We start from the raw sequence: 17663 nt of genomic DNA, 5'->3' as shown, positions 1-17663 counted from the left end.
ATAGGAAAATCTGCTTTTTTACGAAATCATTTGCAAAATAGCTATAACTTCTTTTTCAATTTCAGAATCATCAATCGCTTCTATATACTCTGGTTTAAACAGTTGATACTTCTTTAGTTGATAAAAATCAAGTATCGCTTTCTTTAACGTAATATCGTACTGAATACAAAAAGAATGATCTATAATACGCCTTAACATCACATCATCTTGCACCATAAATAATTGTGCGTTCATCTTATTAAAGTAGCCTTGTTCCATACCAGCTTCAAAAAACATTTGCAAATTATGATTACGATTTTGTTGTGCAGCGACTAACTGATCAGATAAGTGCGGATATGCCTCTTTCAAATCTTGTAAAAAGACATCTGAAATGTATGTCACACATTTTAAAGAGTGAATAAACGTCTTTTGGAAACGTTCTGCAAAAGACATACTTTCATCTTGATTATCCGCATCCCCTTCAAGAAGATAGTTCATAAAATCTTCTACCACAGCTTCAATAATCTCATCTTTTGAAGAAAAACGTTTATATAAAGTAGCTTTACTAATATCCATATACTTCGCAATTTCATCTATTTTCAATTGACTAAAACTCGTTTTTCTAATAACGGGCTTTATTTTATTAATATAAGTATTTGCACACGCAACTTTTCTCATTAAAAGAGCCTCCCCTTTTGTCCATACAAAATAGTATAGCAAATTCACGATTAATTATAAATGAAGTCACTATACTCAATACATCTTTTTAGTTTAAGGGGTCATTTATCCTATAGAAAAAATGCCCGCTACCTTTATGAGTAACGAGCACTTTTTCTATACTTTATTTACAGCTCTTCTTATAGCTTTCCCTATTTCCATACTAGACTGCGGATTTTGCCCTGTAATTAAACGCCCATCTACTACGACGTGCGGCGTAAAATTTGGAGCAACATAAAACAAAGCCCCTTCTTCTTTCAATTTATTTTCTAACAAAAACGGCACTCGCTTTTCTAAATGTACAGCTTTTTCCTCATCATTTGTATAACCTGTTATATGCTTACCCGCACTAAAAAACGAGCCGTCCTTATTTTTCACACCGACTAAAGAACTTACTCCGTGACAAACAGCCGCTACAATTCGGTTGTTGTTGTACATATTCACAATTAAATTTGCAACATATGGATTACCTGGAAAATCTACAATCGCCCCGTGTCCACCACCAAATAAAACCGCATCATAATCCGAAAAATGAACCGTTGAGATCGACTTCGTATTTTGCAATAAAGAAGCGACATGCTTAAATTCACGAGGTATCCCGTTCGGAATAGAAACTCTATCAATCGGCACTCTACCGCCCTGTATCGACACAATATCAACATCGAACTTAGCTTTTTTAAACAAGTTATAAGGAGCTGCGAGCTCTTCCAGCCACAAACCAGTCGGGTGTCCATTCATATCATGAGCGCTTGTTGAAACTAACAATATCCTTTTCAACATATCCCCTCCTTACTACCTATTTATGTATGGAGTGTTCTTATCATTCATATAGCAAGCGAAAAAACGATAACAATAAGCTGACCTTTTGTAAAAAGTGAGCTTATTGTTATCGTTTGAATTCTTTCATACGAAGATGTTCACAACTGTATAGCTTTTATCTCCAACGACACGCAATTGTTGTATCCTCCATATGAATAGCAGGTATATCAATCCCTACATACCGCTGAGCATCCTCATCAAAAATAGACCAATTTTCTTCATATAAAAATTTAGGGTCTATGCTTTCAAAATCAAATGCACTATCTTCGTCTACCATCTCACGAAAATATTTTTGGAACGGTTTACTATTATCGTATAGACGAATTGTTCCATACATCCATGGCATATCTCCAAAAACATCTTTAATTTCACCTATCTCCATATCTTTAAAATACAACTTCATATTTGCACCTTCTTATCCATGAATGACAAGGACACCTCATCATATTTTAAAATAGTTATTTTTAACATTTCTTTCTTAAACATATCTTCCCCCTCACAGTCTGAGATACCTTTTTAAATTCAAAATATAAGCAAAAAAATAGCCGACTCTTTATATAAGTCGGCTTTCTTTTTATAACTCGAGCTCTCCCATGCGAAGAAGCTCAACAACTGCTTGTGAACGTCCTTTAACCCCTAGCTTTTGCATTGCGTTTGAGATGTGGTTACGAACTGTCTTTTCACTGATAAAAAGTTCACCTGCAATTTCTTTCGTTGTTTTATCTTGAACCAGTAATTCAAATACTTCTCTCTCTCTCTTTGTGAGTAAAGGTTTAGATTGATACGCTTTTTCCTTCAACTGGTATAACCCTCCTTGCTTAAGCCAGAGCTGTGTATGTGTAAGTTGGGTGTTTATTTAGTCAAGATATTGTATGAACGAAATGTGCGGGTGGTGAATGAAAATGGGCTTTATTTCACATGTTATTTTAGACTTTTATACAGTGCGTTCACTCTTTGTATCCACTTACTTTTCGGTACGCCATATTTGTTCTAGTAATATGCTGACAACTGTACCTACAAACAAACCATTTCCGAATATATATTGCATAACAGATGGCAATGATTGGAGCGCTCCAGACGGTAAAAACATAACACCGCTACCAAATAATACTGCAATACCTAAAATCGTTACATTCCTTTCATTAAGCTCCACTTGTTTTATATTATTTAACCCAATTCCAATTAACTGTACGAAAGAAGCCATTAAAACCGCAGATGCAACAGCGGATGGTAAAGATGCTAAATAACGAATAATACTTGGAAACAGCGACATTACGACTAGTAACATACATGCTAGTAAGAACGAACGTATATATTTTTGTTTCGTTAAACGTATAAATCCTGCCGTTGCCGGTAACGGCACGACACCTACAGTTGAAAATATGGAAGAAATGATGTGTGAAATGCCTCCAACCCACGTTCCATCCTTCAACTGTTTCTGTTCAATAGTCGCTTTTTGAATGGTAGCTTGATTAATCGCTATAATAGCTGCCACTGTATTTGAAACTAAAATACATACCATAACGAAACTTGATACTGCCATACCTGTATTCCATTTTGGAAGTCCCCAAGCAAATATTTGCGGAAGTTGCACAAAATGAGTTACTTGAGATGGAATCGTCACTTTTCCTGCAATGAGAAAAAGAATCCACCCACTAATTAATCCTATTAAAACCGCATAACTTTTGACAAAACCTTTTCCAAAATTAGATAGTATAACAACGAACAAAAATATACTAAACGCGATTATCGCTGTAAATGCATCAATTTGAGAAACAGTAGCAGTAATCCCTAGCATTCCTTTTAGGAATACACCGCTTAATTGTAAACATAATAAAAGTAAAAACGTCCCTGTCACAAGCGGTGTAAATAAAAATAAAATACGTCCGATGAAACCAGTTACTCCTAGTCCTATTAAAATAACACCTGAGATTATCATTCCTAATTCTAAAATTTGCAATGTACTATGTAATTGATCTTGCCCGACCGTTGCGTAAGCAAGTACAGTAAATACTCCAACCCATGATCCAGCTGGTCCATCTGCAATTGGCAGTCTATGTCCAAGCCACCCTTGTAAAAAAGAAGATATACCAACTACAAAAAATGTACGCTGCATTAAATAAAATATTTCCTCCGTCGTAAGATGAAATAATCCGCCAACGACAATTGGTAATGCGATTGAATTCGCTAATAAAAATATAAACCATTGCAAAGTTCCCATAATATGATTTTGATGATGTTGATTGTCCAAATTTTCCATCCTTCCTAGTAACCTATAAGAAATATATTTCAAACATAAAAAAGAAGAGTTCTATACTCACAATTAGAACCCTCCTCAAAACATTTAAACGATTCTTTTACACAAGATTATTTAATTCCACCTCATTTAAGCTTCCAACAACAATATTTCCTTTATGTACGACTAAACGCTTCTCTGTTTGACGCGCTACCGCTTCAGCAGTACATGTTGCATTCGTCAAAACAAAACTCGCTTCATCTCCTACATTCGGCCATGCTCGCTTCCCATCATCGTTTAACGTTTCTTTTCCTCCCGTAATAAAGCGAAGTGCTTTTCCTAAAGACCTTTCATCACTCCACCCGAAACGTTCCGCTAATCGATTTGCCTTTTGCAGCATATCACCTGTTCCAAACGGTGACCAATGATCAGTAATACTATCATTTCCTAACGAAACTTTCACACCTTTTTTATCTAATAAAGGAATTGGGATTACTTGTTTCCCAATTGGCACCGTTGAAGTGATATCGATATGTAAAGCAGCTAGTCTTTCTGCCACTTCTTCAGCTTCTTTATCCGTAACACCACCAAGTCCAAGTGCATGACTAATCGTTACGCGACCTTGCCATCCCACTTCTTCTGTTAAACTTGCTAATCTCTTCATCGTAAACGTCCCAAGATTATTCGCATCATGCAGATGAATATCAACATCCGCATTAAATTCAACCGCGATATCCATAATTGTATGTAATGATTTTTCAATATCATTATCCACTGTAGCTGGATCCACTCCACCAACTAGATGCGCACCCATACGCATCGCATCTTTCACAAGTTGCACAGAATTACTGCGCAATAATCCATGTTGCGGAAAAGCAACAATTCTACTAGAAACCTGATCTTTATATGTTTCCAACGCCGCTAACGTCGCCTCCAAATTACCAAGCCCAATAATCGGATCAACATTACAATGCGTTCTTATATTCGTCGCACCATTTCGGAGCAATAACGCTAGCATATTTTCCGCCCTATCTTGAGCAGTTGCTAATTGCTTCGGCAAAATTTTTTCTTCTTCATTAAAACGTGTAAAAATACTTTCTGCTGGCATGCAAGCTTTCCAAGGACCACTATAATACGTCTTATCAATGTGAATATGCATCTCTTCGAAAGCAGGCAAAATTAATAAACGATTCGCATCAAGAATGAGTACCCCTTCCTCTTGAACAGTCCCTGCTATGATTTTTTTAATTCGCCCCTCTTCAATAAGTAAACTACATAACTCTGTTTCTGTTTTTGAAATTCTCCCCTCTTCATATGCATACCCCGATTCAAGCGTTACATTAGTCAACCAATATACTGTCATCTCTATTTCCCCACCCTTTATTAAAAGTTACGTCTTACTATAATTTTAATATCAACTGAAAATTAAGACAATTAATATGACTGTTCCCTAAAAAAATGTAATACAACCTCATAGTCTCCTCATAGATTTCCATATAGAATAGAAGTATAGAGTTTGCTATAAAAAGGAGTGTATTGGAAGATGTCAAAAAGATTATGTAAATCCGAAACTGATAAAATGCTATTTGGTATATGCGGTGGTTTAGGAGAATATTTTGATATTAGCTCTACTCTCATTCGCATACTTTGGGTCATTGCAGTTTTATGTTTTGGGACGGGGTTTTTAGTTTATTTTATTTGTTTATTACTTATGCCACGCTCTTACTAATAACATTCTTTCGTATATTTGAGCATAGTGTATACAAAATCCCCTATAGATTTTTCTATAGGGGATTTTTTCATGAAGAATATTTCATCGTTAAATGTAATACCGCCACTTCATCTTCTTCATTCTTATAACTATGTTTCTTATTCGCTTCAAATTGAATCGAGTCAAACTCATTTAATTCGTATACATCACTTTCTACTTGAATCGATACTTTCCCTTTCATTACCGTTACAAGCTCAATAGCACCTTCATGATGAGCTTCTGGTTCATATATACTATTCGATCGTAAACAAGCACGATGCATTTCCATCCCCGTTTCTTTCGTATAACGGAACATTGTTTCTAAATGCCATGCTTGTCCTACGTCTACTGCAAATCCTTCTCCGCAGCGTGCAACAGCTACAGGTTCTCCAACAACCATCAATCTCGATAAAGGAATCGATAATCCTTTCGTTATTTTCCAAATGACGGCTAACGTCGGATTCGTTTCACCCCTTTCAATCTTTCCTAACGTTAATTTACTAACTCCTGTTTTTTGAGCTAATTCTTCTAAACTTAATTTTTGCTCATTTCGAATTTGCCTTAATAACTGACCTACTTGCTGAATGACTTCTTTCGTTTGCATATCTTCATGTTCTTTCATCTATAAAACCACCTTAAAATATAAAATAGTTTACTTTTATCTAGATAAAGTATATTATACTATACATAATTATTAAATTCCGAAAGGAGTGCCATACTTCATGCGCGCAATTTTATTAGGCCTTTTATCATCAGCCTTTTTTTCCGCAACTTTTATTATTAATCGAGCGATGAATGTATCTGGAACGAGTTGGGCTTGGACAGCTTCCTTCCGTTTTTTATTTGCTCTCCCTATTTTATTCCTTATCGTTTTATTTCGCAAAAACTCAAGGGGGTTATGGGAAGAATTAAAGAAACATCCATTGGCTTGGATCGGGTGGGGGTCTGTTGCTGGTATTGGTTTCTATTCTTTATTAAGTTTTGCAGCTGTCTTTTCTCCAGCTTGGCTCGTTGCTGGAACTTGGCAAGTTACTATATTAGCAGGCTTACTACTCTCGCCATTATTTTTCGTTAAAATAGAAACAAAATCAGGTACGAAACTTGTACGCGGAAAAATTCCACTTCGTAGTTTATATGTCGCATTATTTATTTTACTTGGTGTAATTTGTATGCAAGCAACTGCAGCAGGTCACATTACAATGACTCAGTTCATTTCAGGATTTTTACCTGTCGTGTTAGCTGCTTTCTTATATCCGTTCGGTAACCGAAAAATGATGGAACTTGTTGGCGGGCGCCTTGATACATTCCAACGTGTATTAGGAATGGCAATAGGCAGTCTTCCTATAACAATTTTACTTGGCATATACGGATTTTCTACTACAGGTATTCCAACATCAAGCCAAATGCTACAAGGATTTTTGTTAGCATTATGTTCTGGCGTTATAGCGACAATGACATTTTTCTTTGCTACTGACTTAGCCAAAGATAATCTCGCTCTACTTGGAGCTGTTGAAGCAACACAAGCTGGAACGATGGTCTTTACCGTGCTTGGCGAAATTGTTTTCTTAAATGGTTCATTTCCTGGCGGGCTTTCCCTACTTGGAATGATTATTATTATGTTAGGAATGGTTGCAAATAGCATTTTAAACCGTTCTGTTCCAGTCGTTAAACAGAAAAAAACAGCATAAAAAAAGAGTATGGTTCTGTGACAAAGAACTATACTCTTTTTTATTGTCCCCCTATTGCGCCTTATCAGAATAGTATTTCATTAACGGTTTATACTAAAACCTGTGTTATAATACGGTTCATGCGCAACAATAGGAGGTAAATTATGTTAAAAAAAGCAATCGCTGAATTTATTGGTACATTTGTACTAGTATTATTCGGAACTGGAGTAGCTGTCATTGGCGGCGGAATTGAAGGAATTGGAACATTAGGAATCGCTATGGCTTTCGGTCTATCTATTGTGGCTATGGCATATAGCATCGGAACAATTTCTGGATGTCACATTAACCCAGCAGTATCAGTAGCTATGTTCATCAACAAAAGAATGAACGCTATGGAACTTTGTTATTATGTATTAGCTCAAATTTTAGGTGGTTTATTAGGAACTGCAACGTTAGTAACAATTTTAAAATCTGCTAAAACACCTTTAGATAATTTAGGACAAAACGGTTTTGGAACTCTTGGTTTATCTGGAGCATTTCTAGTTGAATTTATTTTAACTTTCGTATTCATTTTAGTGATCGTTGCTGTAACAGGTAAAAAAGGAAGTTCTTCTCTAGCAGGATTAGTAATTGGTTTCACATTAGTTTTAGTTCACTTATTAGGTATTCCGTTAACTGGAACTTCTGTTAACCCAGCTCGTAGTATCGCCCCAGCTTTATTCGCTGGCGGAGAAGCCCTTTCTCAACTATGGGTATTCATCATCGCACCAATTCTTGGTGGTATCGTAGCAGCTATCGTAGGTAAATTCATTTTAAATACTGAAAAATAGAATTTTCAATATTTCTGAATAAAAAAAGGCGAGCCCTCATTATGAGGATGCTCGCTTTTTTATTCTTTCATTTTAGACTTTAAATTTGTAACTAGTTGATCTACCGTTACATTTGCAAGTACATTTTCCATCGCTTCTTGTGCTTGCATTAAAATAATTTCTAATACTGATTGAATATTAGCTCCTACTGGACATTCAATGTTGGGATTTTCATGGAAGGAAAATAACTGTCCTTCTTCTACAACTTCCACTGCTTTATATACATCAAGTAATGTAATTTCTTCTAAATCACGAGCAAGTGTCGTACCACCTTTACCAGCTTGTACATCAACAAGTCCTGCTCTCTTCAACATTCCTGTAATGCGACGAATCACAACTGGATTTGTATTCACACTACCGGCAATCCATTCAGAGGTACAGCGAGAGTTTCGATCTATCGCAAGTAATGTCAGCATATGAACACCTACTGTAAAACGACTACTAATTCCCATCTGCACACCCTCCTTTTTATTCATTCTATTAAAAGACGACTCTTATTATTATATACTATTTTTAATTTATACATAAAGAAAAAGCATGATTTCAATAGGAAATCATACTTTTCTCTCATTATTGACGCTTTATAAATTTCGCTAAGTCTTTAAATTTCACTTTGTCTGAGTAATTCATTACACCATTTACGTAAATGCGGCTTGTTAGCATATTGACGATAACAATAGTCACCAATAAAATGACTAACGTCACAATAATTTCTACAGTGCCCGCTTCACCAGATACAAGTCTTGAAAAAGTAACCATAGGTGTAAAGAATGGAATATATGAACTAACTATAGCTAATGTACTATTTGGATCAAATAATGATTTAAGACTAATAAAAAATGCCGCCATACCTAACATTGTAATTGGGAACGAAAGAGATTGCACATCCTCAATTTTTGATACAACAGCACCAACCGCTGCATATAGCATTGCGTATAGTAAGTAACCCGTAACAAAATACACAAAGAACATACTAATTACTACAGCATCCAATTTAGAAAAATCTAGTGTAAGTCCTATTAAGGATGCATTATCTAAATCCACCCACCCTAATAAATTTGGTACAAGAAAACCGAAAGAAGCAATAACAAGTAATAGTAAAGCACTAGAAACAATTGCTAAAATTTTGGCATGTAGCATTGTTAATGGTTTTACTTTCGGAAGCATTAACTCCATAACACGGGATGATTTTTCAGATGCTACAGTTGTTCCAATTGCAGCACCAAAGATAACAATAAACATATATAAAGCAAACGAGAAAACATAACCACTTCCAAAGGAAGATGCATGATCCTTTACTGCCTCTTGCTTTAACGGAATTTCCATCTGTAACTGCTTTGCTACTTCTGCAGATACATTATTTTTTTCGATCATTACCGCTGTATATTGTTCTTTTAAATAACTCGCCATAAGTGTAGCAGTTGATTGACTTGGAAAACCACTATACATATACGTCACTTCTGGAATACCATTCTTTTCTGTAATACGGAATAAACCGTCTAAATCCCCATCTTCCACTTGCTTACGTAACTCATTAAACTTATCCTTATTTTCTACAGTTACTTTAGCAGACGGGAGTAACTTTGTTACATCACTTTCTTGCACTTTATAAGTATCACTTTCTGTTACTACAGCAAATTTATCTTTTCCTTTATCATTATCAGCAGTGAAATGATTAAAGGCAAAAAGGCCAAACACAACTAAAAACAAAATCGCACTCGTAATTAATGATTTTTTAGATAAAAATGCTTCTCTAAAATAAAATGAAAATACATGAGAAAATTTACGCATCGTTATTTCGCCCTCTCTACAAAGATTTCGTTTAATGTCGGCTCTAACATCTTAAATTGTCGTAAGGTAATACCTTGTTCTTGTAATTGTTGTAAAATGTTTAGAGCTTCTGCATCATCTTGTACTCGCACATAAAGAAGGCCTTGTTGTTTTTCATACGATACATGTAAAGATTCTAATCCCTTCTCATTCTCTTCTGTATCTTCAATCGTTAAATTACGGAAACCATATTGTTTTTTAATATCACTTAATTGGCCTTTTACGACAGCTTCACCTTTTTTCAAAATACATACATGTTGGCAAAAAGCCTCTACTTGTTCCATACGATGACTAGATAAAATAATTGTCTTTCCGCTCTGTACTTGTTCTTCAATAATGCTAGCTAACATTCCAGCATTCACTGGATCCAGTCCGCTAAATGGCTCATCTAAAATGAGAAGTTCTGGATTATGAAGAAGAGCAGCAATTAATTGAATTTTTTGCTGGTTCCCTTTTGAAAGCTCTCCTGCTGTTTTAAATTTATATTCTGGTATCGCTAATCGATCTAACCAATGATCAATAGCAAGATCTACTTCTTTTTTCGTCATTCCTTCTAATCTACCAAAATATCGCAACTGGTCTATTACTCTACTTTTTGTATATAAACCTCTTTCTTCTGGTAAGTATCCTATCGTTACCCCACTAGTCCCAAATGGTTTTCCATCCCATGTAATAGAGCCTTCATTAGGCGTTAATAGTCCGAGAAGCATTTTGATTGTCGTTGTTTTTCCTGCACCGTTTCGTCCAAGCAATCCTAACACTTCACCTTTTGGTAATGAAATTTGCAAGCTGTTAACAGCTTTTGATTCCCCAAATTGTTTCGTTAAGTTTTGAATTTGTAAACTCAAAGTATAAAGCCTCCCCTTTAGTATCATTCATACTCTCTTTCAAAGACTATGTTTATTCAGGATAAAATATAGCACTACACTCCATCCTCTTATTATGTAGTATCTCTCTAATCCATCATTTGTTTCATTTAGTTAAAATTGTAAATAAAATCACATGATTTGTCAATTATAATTGTCATTTCGACAATTAAACTTGTCAAAATAATTTCCATCATTTTTTCTCATCTTTCTAATATAGGACATACTACTATATATACAAAAGACAATATGCAAATGTTCATACAAAAAATATTATTTTTCGATATATAATATTAACTGGTTTTCTAACATCAAGGAGGGTACATATGAAGATGAAGAGGGGCATTACCACTTTATTATCTGTAGCGGTTCTATCTACATCGCTTGTAGCATGTTCAGGAACACAAGAGAAAACAGTGGCGAAAGAAGAGAAAGTAAAATTAACAGACCAGCAATTAATGGCTGATTTATGGTATCAAACAGCCGGTGAAACGAAAGCACTGTACTACCAAGGATACAATATCGGTCAATTGAAACTTGATGCAGCTCTTGCAAAAGGAACCGAGAAAAAACCCGCTATCGTACTTGATTTAGATGAAACTGTTTTAGATAACAGTCCTCATCAAGCAATGAGCGTAAAAACAGGAAAAGGCTATCCGTATAAATGGGATGATTGGATTAATAAGGCTGAAGCTGAGGCCCTTCCAGGTGCAATTGATTTCTTAAAATATACAGAGTCTAAAGGTGTAGATATTTACTACATCTCAAATCGTAAAACAAACCAACTAGATGCAACAATTAAAAACCTTGAGCGTGTAGGCGCTCCTCAAGCAACGAAAGAACATATATTACTACAAGATCCGAAAGAAAAAGGAAAAGAAAAACGCCGTGAACTCGTTTCTCAAACACATGATATCGTTTTATTCTTCGGTGATAACTTATCTGACTTCACTGGTTTTGATGGAAAGTCTGTAAAGGACCGAAACCAAGCAGTCTCAGATTCAAAAGCACAATTCGGGGAGAAATTTATTATTTTCCCAAATCCAATGTATGGCGATTGGGAAGGCGCTTTATATGATTATGATTTCAAAAAATCAGATGCAGAAAAAGATAAAATCCGCCGTGACAACTTAAAATCATTTGATACAAAATAAAGAGGATGGCATTCGCCATCCTCTTTATTTTGCTTTCTCTGTTAAAGGCAAGATAAACACTTCTACACGCCTATTTTTCGCCTTTCCTTCTTGTGTATCATTTGGAGCAATTGAACGGTATTCTCCGTAACCAATTGCACTAAATTTTTCTGGTTGTAATTCTTTATTTTGGAGTAATACTTGCATAAAATTAACTGCCCGCTGCGTACTTAGTTCCCAATTTGATGCAAATTGGGAATTTGCAATAGGGACATTATCTGTATGACCAGATACTGTAATTTCACGAGGTGACGCTGAAACAAGTAAACTAGACATCTCTTTTGCAATCCCTAGTGATTCTAACTTCACATCTGCTTTTCCGGAATCAAACAGTACATTCTCTAATATTGTCACCATTAATCCCTTTTCAGTTAATTTAGTTTGAAAAGAAGAGGATAATTGTTTCTCATTAATATATTGATCAATCTTTTTTTGTAATGCTTTCAATTCATCCATTTCTTTTTTTTCTTTTTCTCTAGCTTCTTCTTGTTTTTTTGCTTGTTCTGCCTCAAGGCTACTTGCTGATAATTCCTTTTCATCATTTGGCTTCTGATCACTTAAAAACTCTTTATTTCCTGTTCCACCTGCTAATTCGCTTCGAAACGCTACTGCCATCTGTTTAAACTTCGCTGCATCTATACTACTCATTGCGAATAAAACGATAAACAGTGCAAATAACAACGTTAACATATCAGAATATGGAATTAACCACGTTTCATCGATATGTTCCTCATGTTTTTTCTTTTTGCCTCTTCTATTTTTCTTACTCCGCATTTTTTTCTGCTCCTTTTTCTAGCTTTTTACGCTCAGTCGCAGATAGTGAACCTAAAATGCGGTTCTTCATAATAAACGGATATGTACCTTCTTGTAACATTAATAAACAATCAATAATTAAACGCTTTTTTTCGATTTCAGCTGCAGATTTTTGTTTTAACTTATTAGCAAATGGATGCCATAATACATAACCTGAAAAAATACCAAAAATCGTCGCAATAAACGCACCTGAAATAGCATGTCCTAACTTTTCAATATCAGTTAAATTACCAAGTGCAGCTACAAGACCGATAACAGCACCTAAAACCCCTAATGTTGGTGCATATGTACCAGCTTGAGAAAAAATTGCAGCTCCCTTTGCATGCCTTTCCTCAATTGCTTCTAATTCAGCTTCTAAAATCTGTTCTAAATCTTCTGCAGATACGCCATCAATTACAAATTTCATACCACGTAAAAGAAATTCATCTTGAATTTTGTCTAATTGTTGCTCTAAAGACAAAATACCGTATTTTCTACTTTCTGATGTCCAATGAACAAATAATTCTAGCAACTGTTCATAACTTAAATCCTTTTTATTTGAACCAAAAAGAACTTTAAATAATTTTGGAACTCTTTTTAGTTGATTCATCGGAAAGGCTATACATACTGCAGCAAATGTACCGATAAAAATAATTAATGCTGCGGCAGGATTCAATAAGGCTGTTACGTCAGCGCCCTTGACGACCATCCCTACTACCACTGCTACAAATCCTAAAATAAGTCCAATAATTGTTGCAAAATCCATTCCCATTCACTCCTAGTCTATACAAGAAGTTCTTTATTCTCGATAATCGCTACATCTTCTTATGTATATATATTACATAAAAAATTCATTTCATGAAAGATAAGAAATGAATTAAATGAAAAAATACTACAATTTCACACATTTTCTGACATTTTCTTTGCATTTCTATTACGTTACGACTCTTATATTTCTTTTTCATTAAACTAGACTTATAATAAGAAACGATACACATTTTATTAAGAAAGGACTGTGATTACAAGGCATCATGAAAAAGATAATTATTATTTCTGCCACTACTATTGTAATCGGTATCACTTCTTTCGCTTACTTTAGTTCTAAATCACCACTACAAAATAATGCGAAAGCTGTCGAAAGTCAACAGCATAGTAACCACCAAAAAGAAGAGATTCCTGCTTTTCCAAAAGCTGATCATAATGCAAAGAAGCTAGACAATGATTTTTCCGTTGTAACAAATCCAGAGTCTAATCTTGTATTAGTTAATAAACATCGAAAACTACCAGACGGATACACACCTGAAGACTTAACGAGACCCAACGTACCATTTACTAGTCCAAAAGATAAAGAAAAAACATTGCTGCGCAAAGATGCTGCAGATGCGCTTGAAAGTATGTTTGAAGCGGCAAAGAAAGAAGGACTTGAACTTACAGCTGTATCTGGTTATCGTTCATACAAACGCCAAAAATCATTACATGATACATACGTTAGACGCCAAGGAAAAGCTGAGGCGGATTCAGTAAGTGCCATTCCCGGTACGAGTGAACATCAAACTGGTTTAGCAATGGATATTAGTTCAAAATCTGCTAAATTCCAATTAGAGCCTATTTTTGGAGAAACAAACGAAGGTAAATGGGTTGCAAAACATGCTCATGAATTTGGCTTTGTCATTCGTTATTTAGAAGATAAAACAGAAACAACAGAATACTCATATGAACCGTGGCATTTGCGCTACGTTGGAAATCCATACGCTACATACATATATAAACATCATTTAACATTAGAAGAGGCGCTGGAAGACAAAAAATAAGAGAGCAATTTGCTCTCTTATTTTTCTTTCACTCTATTATTGTAGTAATTTTTTCTTCCACTCTTCAGGCCACGGTTCGCCTCTTCCCGTTTTTTTCGATGCTTGGACCATCATTCCACGACCAACTAAACAAACCTCTCCTTCTGCATTCTTCACCATATAATGCAAATCTAATGAAGAATTTCCAACTGATCCCGCTTTTACATACACCTTCAACTGTTCATCAAAATATATTTGTTTAATAAAATTACATTGTAAATCCGCAACAACAATCATCGTTTCTGAAGATTCATGCGTCCATTCTTGCATAAATCCAAGTTCTTTAAACAATGCGATACGCGCTTCTTCAAAATAGGTGAAGGCAACGACATTATTTACATGTCCAAACATATCTACTTCACCAAAACGAACCTTTACAGGATTGTAAAACGAAAAACCACTTTCCCATTGCTCAAAATCTTCAATATAAGAAATCCTCTTCATTGTTCCCTCTCCTTTTCACTTTGAAATAAACAGAATAAACAGAAAAATATAGTTATAAATATTGCCTCTTCGATATGAAGAGGCAATATTTATTAATAGTTATTGTCGCTACCAAAGAAATCTTTGAACGATTGAATTGTTGTATCACGGTTTAACGCCGCAATTGAAGTTGTTAATGGAATACCCTTTGGACATGATTGCACACAGTTTTGAGAGTTACCACAGTTTGCAAGTCCTCCATCACCCATAATTGCACGTAAGCGATCTGCTTTATGCATTTCACCCGTTGGATGTGAGTTAAATAAACGAGCTTGTGATAACGGTGCTGGTCCAATAAAGTCCGATTTACTATTTACGTTTGGACATGATTCTAAGCAAACACCACATGTCATACATTTTGAAAGCTCATAAGCCCATTGACGTTTCTTCTCTGGCATTCTTGGTCCTGGTCCTAAGTCATACGTACCATCAATTGGAATCCAAGCTTTAACACGTTTTAAAGCATTAAACATGCGACTACGGTCAACTTGTAAGTCACGAACAACCGGGAATGTCTTCATCGGTTTTAAGCGAATTGGTTGTTCTAATTGATCGATAAGCGCTGTACATGATTGACGTGGTTTTCCGTTAATCACCATCGAACATGCACCACATACTTCCTCTAAACAGTTCATATCCCATGCAATCGGAGTTGTTTTGTTTCCTTTTGAATCAACAGGATTACGACGAATTTCCATAAGCGCCGAAATAATATTCATATTCGGACGATACGGAATTTCAAACTCTTGGTCAAACGCTTGCGCATCTGGTCCATCTTGTCTCGTAATGATGAGGCGGATTGTTTTCTCAGACATGTTGTTTATCCCCCTTCTCTTCACTCTTAGCAGCTACATCGTGTTTTGAAGAATAATCACGTTTACGTGGTTTAATTAATGAAATATCCACGTCTTCGTAATGGAATGCCGGTGCATTTCCTTCTCCTTCAAATTTCGCCATCGTAGTTTTTAAGAAGTTTGCATCATCACGATTTGGGAATTCAGGTTTGTAATGCGCCCCACGGCTCTCATTACGGTTATATGCGCCAATTGTAATAACACGTGCTAATTCAAACATATTTGCAAGTTGGCGTGTAAATGAAGCACCTTGGTTGCTCCATCTCGCTGTATCGTTAATGTTAATACGTTTGTAGCGAGCCATTAACTCTTCAATTTTTGCATCTGTTTCTAATAATTTTTTATTTTCACGAACTACTGTAACGTTATCTGTCATCCATTCTCCAAGCTCTTTATGAAGAACATACGCATTTTCGTTACCATCGAGCGTTAAAATATTGTTAAATTTCTCTGTTTCGATTAATTCATTTTGTTCATACACAGTAGATGAAACAGCATCTGATGATTTAGAAAGACCTTTCATATATTCAATTGCATTTGGTCCTGCTACCATACCACCGTAAATTGCTGATAATAGTGAGTTCGCGCCAAGACGGTTACCACCGTGCATAGAATAATCACACTCACCTGCTGCAAATAAACCTGGAATGCTTGTCATCTGCTTATAATCAACCCATAGCCCGCCCATTGAATAGTGAACAGCTGGGAAGATTTTCATTGGTAGTTTACGAGGATCGTCACCTGTAAATTTCTCATAGATTTCAATAATTCCACCAAGTTTAATATCTAGTTCTTTCGGATCTTTATGAGAAAGATCTAAGTACACCATGTTTTCACCGTTAATACCTAGTTTTTGCTCTACGCAAACATCAAAGATTTCACGCGTTGCGATATCACGAGGTACAAGGTTTCCGTAAGCCGGATATTTTTCTTCTAAGAAATACCATGGTTTACCATCTTTATATGTCCAAACACGTCCACCTTCACCACGTGCAGATTCACTCATCAGACGTAATTTATCGTCTCCAGGAATTGCCGTTGGGTGAATTTGAATGAACTCACCGTTTGCATAATATGCGCCTTGTTGATATACAGCAGAAGCTGCTGTACCTGTATTAATAATAGAGTTAGTTGATTTTCCGAAAATGATACCAGGGCCCCCTGTTGCCATAATCACGGCATCAGCTCGGAAACTTCTAATCTCCATAGTTTGTAAGTCTTGTGCAACGATTCCTCGGCACACACCTTCATCATCAATAACAGCTCGTAAGAAATCCCAACCTTCATATTTCGTTACAAGTCCTGCTACTTCGTGACGACGTACTTGCTCATCTAATGCGTATAGTAATTGCTGTCCAGTTGTTGCACCAGCAAATGCTGTACGGTGATGTTGCGTTCCACCAAAACGACGGAAATCAAGAAGTCCTTCTTCCGTACGGTTGAACATAACACCCATACGGTCCATTAAATGAATGATACCAGGTGCTGCTTCACACATTGCTTTAACTGGTGGTTGGTTCGCTAAGAAGTCCCCACCATAAATTGTATCGTCAAAGTGGATCCATGGAGAATCCCCTTCACCTTTCGTATTTACGGCACCGTTAATTCCACCTTGGGCACATACAGAATGCGAACGTTTTACTGGTACTAAAGAGAACAGTTCAACATTTACTCCTGCTTCCGCCGCTTTAATCGTTGCCATTAAGCCAGCCAAGCCACCGCCGACTACTATAAGTTTCCCTTTCATGCTCTCCCACT

At 35.9% G+C, this 17663-nt stretch carries 20 protein-coding genes; 5 read left to right on the top strand and 15 right to left on the bottom strand.

What is annotated here, in order from left to right:
• Nucleotides 1-18: 18 nt before the first annotated feature.
• The 6 genes from QCI73_RS05120 to QCI73_RS05095 all read right to left on the bottom strand — a co-directional run bounded on the left by QCI73_RS05120 (nt 19) and on the right by QCI73_RS05095 (nt 5114).
• Nucleotides 19-657, bottom strand: a complete 639-nt coding sequence (locus QCI73_RS05120; RefSeq protein ID WP_029443378.1) for a TetR/AcrR family transcriptional regulator — start codon at nt 655-657, stop codon at nt 19-21.
• 156 nt (nt 658-813) lie between these two features.
• On the bottom strand, nt 814-1476 hold the full coding sequence (locus QCI73_RS05115) for a type 1 glutamine amidotransferase domain-containing protein (RefSeq protein ID WP_327922429.1): 663 nt from the start codon (nt 1474-1476) through the stop codon (nt 814-816).
• A 154-nt stretch (nt 1477-1630) separates the two neighbouring features.
• The gene (locus QCI73_RS05110; RefSeq protein ID WP_353822604.1) at nt 1631-1918 is read right to left on the bottom strand and encodes a hypothetical protein; all 288 of its coding nucleotides are present in this window, start codon (nt 1916-1918) and stop codon (nt 1631-1633) included.
• 171 nt (nt 1919-2089) lie between these two features.
• Nucleotides 2090-2314, bottom strand: coding sequence for a spore germination transcription factor GerE (gene gerE / locus QCI73_RS05105; protein ID WP_000659484.1), 225 nt, complete (start codon nt 2312-2314; stop codon nt 2090-2092).
• 165 nt (nt 2315-2479) lie between these two features.
• Nucleotides 2480-3775, bottom strand: coding sequence for a purine/pyrimidine permease (locus QCI73_RS05100; protein WP_327922426.1), 1296 nt, complete (start codon nt 3773-3775; stop codon nt 2480-2482).
• Nucleotides 3776-3872: 97 nt separating this feature from the next.
• A complete protein-coding gene (locus QCI73_RS05095; protein ID WP_262724341.1) occupies nt 3873-5114 on the bottom strand; it encodes an amidohydrolase family protein in 1242 nt (413 codons plus the stop codon).
• Between the two features lie 180 nt (nt 5115-5294).
• On the opposite strand from QCI73_RS05095, the gene QCI73_RS05090 reads away from it, so the two are divergent.
• Nucleotides 5295-5480, top strand: a complete 186-nt coding sequence (locus QCI73_RS05090; RefSeq protein ID WP_000044337.1) for a PspC domain-containing protein — start codon at nt 5295-5297, stop codon at nt 5478-5480.
• 70 nt (nt 5481-5550) lie between these two features.
• Here the strand turns inward: QCI73_RS05090 and QCI73_RS05085 are convergent, their stop codons facing one another.
• Complete coding sequence (locus QCI73_RS05085; protein ID WP_000658051.1) at nt 5551-6123, bottom strand: helix-turn-helix domain-containing protein; 573 nt, start codon at nt 6121-6123, stop codon at nt 5551-5553.
• A 100-nt stretch (nt 6124-6223) separates the two neighbouring features.
• Here QCI73_RS05085 and QCI73_RS05080 point away from each other — a divergent pair, with 100 nt between their 5' ends.
• Both QCI73_RS05080 and QCI73_RS05075 read left to right on the top strand, forming a co-directional pair.
• Nucleotides 6224-7189 (top strand): DMT family transporter, encoded by a 966-nt coding sequence (locus QCI73_RS05080; protein ID WP_353822603.1) that lies wholly within the window; start codon nt 6224-6226, stop codon nt 7187-7189.
• 143 nt (nt 7190-7332) lie between these two features.
• Entirely contained in the window at nt 7333-7998 is a 666-nt protein-coding gene (locus tag QCI73_RS05075; protein WP_000913198.1) for an MIP/aquaporin family protein, read from the top strand.
• A 59-nt stretch (nt 7999-8057) separates the two neighbouring features.
• Here the strand turns inward: QCI73_RS05075 and QCI73_RS05070 are convergent, their stop codons facing one another.
• From QCI73_RS05070 to QCI73_RS05060, 3 genes are all read right to left on the bottom strand, one after another.
• Nucleotides 8058-8489 carry an Rrf2 family transcriptional regulator gene (locus tag QCI73_RS05070; protein ID WP_000512998.1) on the bottom strand — a complete coding sequence of 144 codons (432 nt, stop codon included), beginning with the start codon at nt 8487-8489 and terminating at the stop codon, nt 8058-8060.
• 118 nt (nt 8490-8607) lie between these two features.
• Nucleotides 8608-9828, bottom strand: a complete 1221-nt coding sequence (locus QCI73_RS05065) for an ABC transporter permease (RefSeq protein WP_353822602.1) — start codon at nt 9826-9828, stop codon at nt 8608-8610.
• A 2-nt stretch (nt 9829-9830) separates the two neighbouring features.
• The gene (locus tag QCI73_RS05060) at nt 9831-10715 is read right to left on the bottom strand and encodes an ABC transporter ATP-binding protein (protein ID WP_070806904.1); all 885 of its coding nucleotides are present in this window, start codon (nt 10713-10715) and stop codon (nt 9831-9833) included.
• A gap of 344 nt (nt 10716-11059) precedes the next feature.
• Here QCI73_RS05060 and QCI73_RS05055 point away from each other — a divergent pair, with 344 nt between their 5' ends.
• Complete coding sequence (locus QCI73_RS05055; RefSeq protein WP_353822601.1) at nt 11060-11887, top strand: 5'-nucleotidase, lipoprotein e(P4) family; 828 nt, start codon at nt 11060-11062, stop codon at nt 11885-11887.
• A gap of 24 nt (nt 11888-11911) precedes the next feature.
• Here QCI73_RS05055 and motB read toward each other — a convergent pair whose 3' ends face one another.
• Both motB and motA read right to left on the bottom strand, forming a co-directional pair.
• Nucleotides 11912-12700: a flagellar motor protein MotB gene (gene motB / locus QCI73_RS05050; protein WP_070806906.1), complete on the bottom strand. Its 789-nt coding sequence runs from the start codon at nt 12698-12700 to the stop codon at nt 11912-11914.
• Nucleotides 12690-13484, bottom strand: a complete 795-nt coding sequence (gene motA, locus QCI73_RS05045) for a flagellar motor stator protein MotA (protein WP_000344858.1) — start codon at nt 13482-13484, stop codon at nt 12690-12692. The genes motB and motA overlap by 11 nt, the downstream gene beginning before the upstream one ends.
• 265 nt (nt 13485-13749) lie before the next feature.
• On the opposite strand from motA, the gene QCI73_RS05040 reads away from it, so the two are divergent.
• Nucleotides 13750-14529, top strand: coding sequence for a M15 family metallopeptidase (locus QCI73_RS05040; RefSeq protein WP_000720208.1), 780 nt, complete (start codon nt 13750-13752; stop codon nt 14527-14529).
• A gap of 36 nt (nt 14530-14565) precedes the next feature.
• On the opposite strand, the gene QCI73_RS05035 is transcribed toward QCI73_RS05040, so the two are convergent.
• The 3 genes from QCI73_RS05035 to sdhA form a co-directional block, all read right to left on the bottom strand.
• A complete protein-coding gene (locus QCI73_RS05035; protein WP_000822740.1) occupies nt 14566-15012 on the bottom strand; it encodes an acyl-CoA thioesterase in 447 nt (148 codons plus the stop codon).
• 92 nt (nt 15013-15104) lie between these two features.
• Nucleotides 15105-15866: a succinate dehydrogenase iron-sulfur subunit gene (gene sdhB, locus QCI73_RS05030; protein ID WP_001291826.1), complete on the bottom strand. Its 762-nt coding sequence runs from the start codon at nt 15864-15866 to the stop codon at nt 15105-15107.
• Nucleotides 15859-17652 (bottom strand): succinate dehydrogenase flavoprotein subunit, encoded by a 1794-nt coding sequence (gene sdhA, locus QCI73_RS05025; RefSeq protein WP_000676735.1) that lies wholly within the window; start codon nt 17650-17652, stop codon nt 15859-15861. Before sdhA ends, sdhB begins: the two co-directional genes overlap by 8 nt.
• Nucleotides 17653-17663: the final 11 nt, after the last annotated feature.

The organism is Bacillus cereus group sp. MG16, from assembly GCF_040459875.1.
GTDB lineage: Bacteria > Bacillota > Bacilli > Bacillales > Bacillaceae_G > Bacillus_A > Bacillus_A paranthracis.
This window is presented reverse-complemented; position numbering and strand designations above follow the sequence as displayed.

Coding starts and splice junctions, on each gene's coding strand:
- QCI73_RS05095 (WP_262724341.1), bottom strand. CDS start 5,114: ATGACAGTATATTGGTTGACTAATGTAACGCTTGAATCGGGGTATGCA.
- QCI73_RS05040 (WP_000720208.1), top strand. CDS start 13,750: ATGAAAAAGATAATTATTATTTCTGCCACTACTATTGTAATCGGTATC.
- motA (WP_000344858.1), bottom strand. CDS start 13,484: ATGGATTTTGCAACAATTATTGGACTTATTTTAGGATTTGTAGCAGTG.
- QCI73_RS05115 (WP_327922429.1), bottom strand. CDS start 1,476: ATGTTGAAAAGGATATTGTTAGTTTCAACAAGCGCTCATGATATGAAT.
- QCI73_RS05120 (WP_029443378.1), bottom strand. CDS start 657: ATGAGAAAAGTTGCGTGTGCAAATACTTATATTAATAAAATAAAGCCC.
- QCI73_RS05110 (WP_353822604.1), bottom strand. CDS start 1,918: ATGAAGTTGTATTTTAAAGATATGGAGATAGGTGAAATTAAAGATGTT.
- sdhA (WP_000676735.1), bottom strand. CDS start 17,652: ATGAAAGGGAAACTTATAGTAGTCGGCGGTGGCTTGGCTGGCTTAATG.
- QCI73_RS05065 (WP_353822602.1), bottom strand. CDS start 9,828: ATGCGTAAATTTTCTCATGTATTTTCATTTTATTTTAGAGAAGCATTT.
- QCI73_RS05055 (WP_353822601.1), top strand. CDS start 11,060: ATGAAGATGAAGAGGGGCATTACCACTTTATTATCTGTAGCGGTTCTA.
- motB (WP_070806906.1), bottom strand. CDS start 12,700: ATGCGGAGTAAGAAAAATAGAAGAGGCAAAAAGAAAAAACATGAGGAA.
- QCI73_RS05090 (WP_000044337.1), top strand. CDS start 5,295: ATGTCAAAAAGATTATGTAAATCCGAAACTGATAAAATGCTATTTGGT.
- QCI73_RS05100 (WP_327922426.1), bottom strand. CDS start 3,775: ATGGAAAATTTGGACAATCAACATCATCAAAATCATATTATGGGAACT.
- QCI73_RS05035 (WP_000822740.1), bottom strand. CDS start 15,012: ATGAAGAGGATTTCTTATATTGAAGATTTTGAGCAATGGGAAAGTGGT.
- QCI73_RS05085 (WP_000658051.1), bottom strand. CDS start 6,123: ATGAAAGAACATGAAGATATGCAAACGAAAGAAGTCATTCAGCAAGTA.
- QCI73_RS05075 (WP_000913198.1), top strand. CDS start 7,333: ATGTTAAAAAAAGCAATCGCTGAATTTATTGGTACATTTGTACTAGTA.
- sdhB (WP_001291826.1), bottom strand. CDS start 15,866: ATGTCTGAGAAAACAATCCGCCTCATCATTACGAGACAAGATGGACCA.
- QCI73_RS05070 (WP_000512998.1), bottom strand. CDS start 8,489: ATGGGAATTAGTAGTCGTTTTACAGTAGGTGTTCATATGCTGACATTA.
- QCI73_RS05080 (WP_353822603.1), top strand. CDS start 6,224: ATGCGCGCAATTTTATTAGGCCTTTTATCATCAGCCTTTTTTTCCGCA.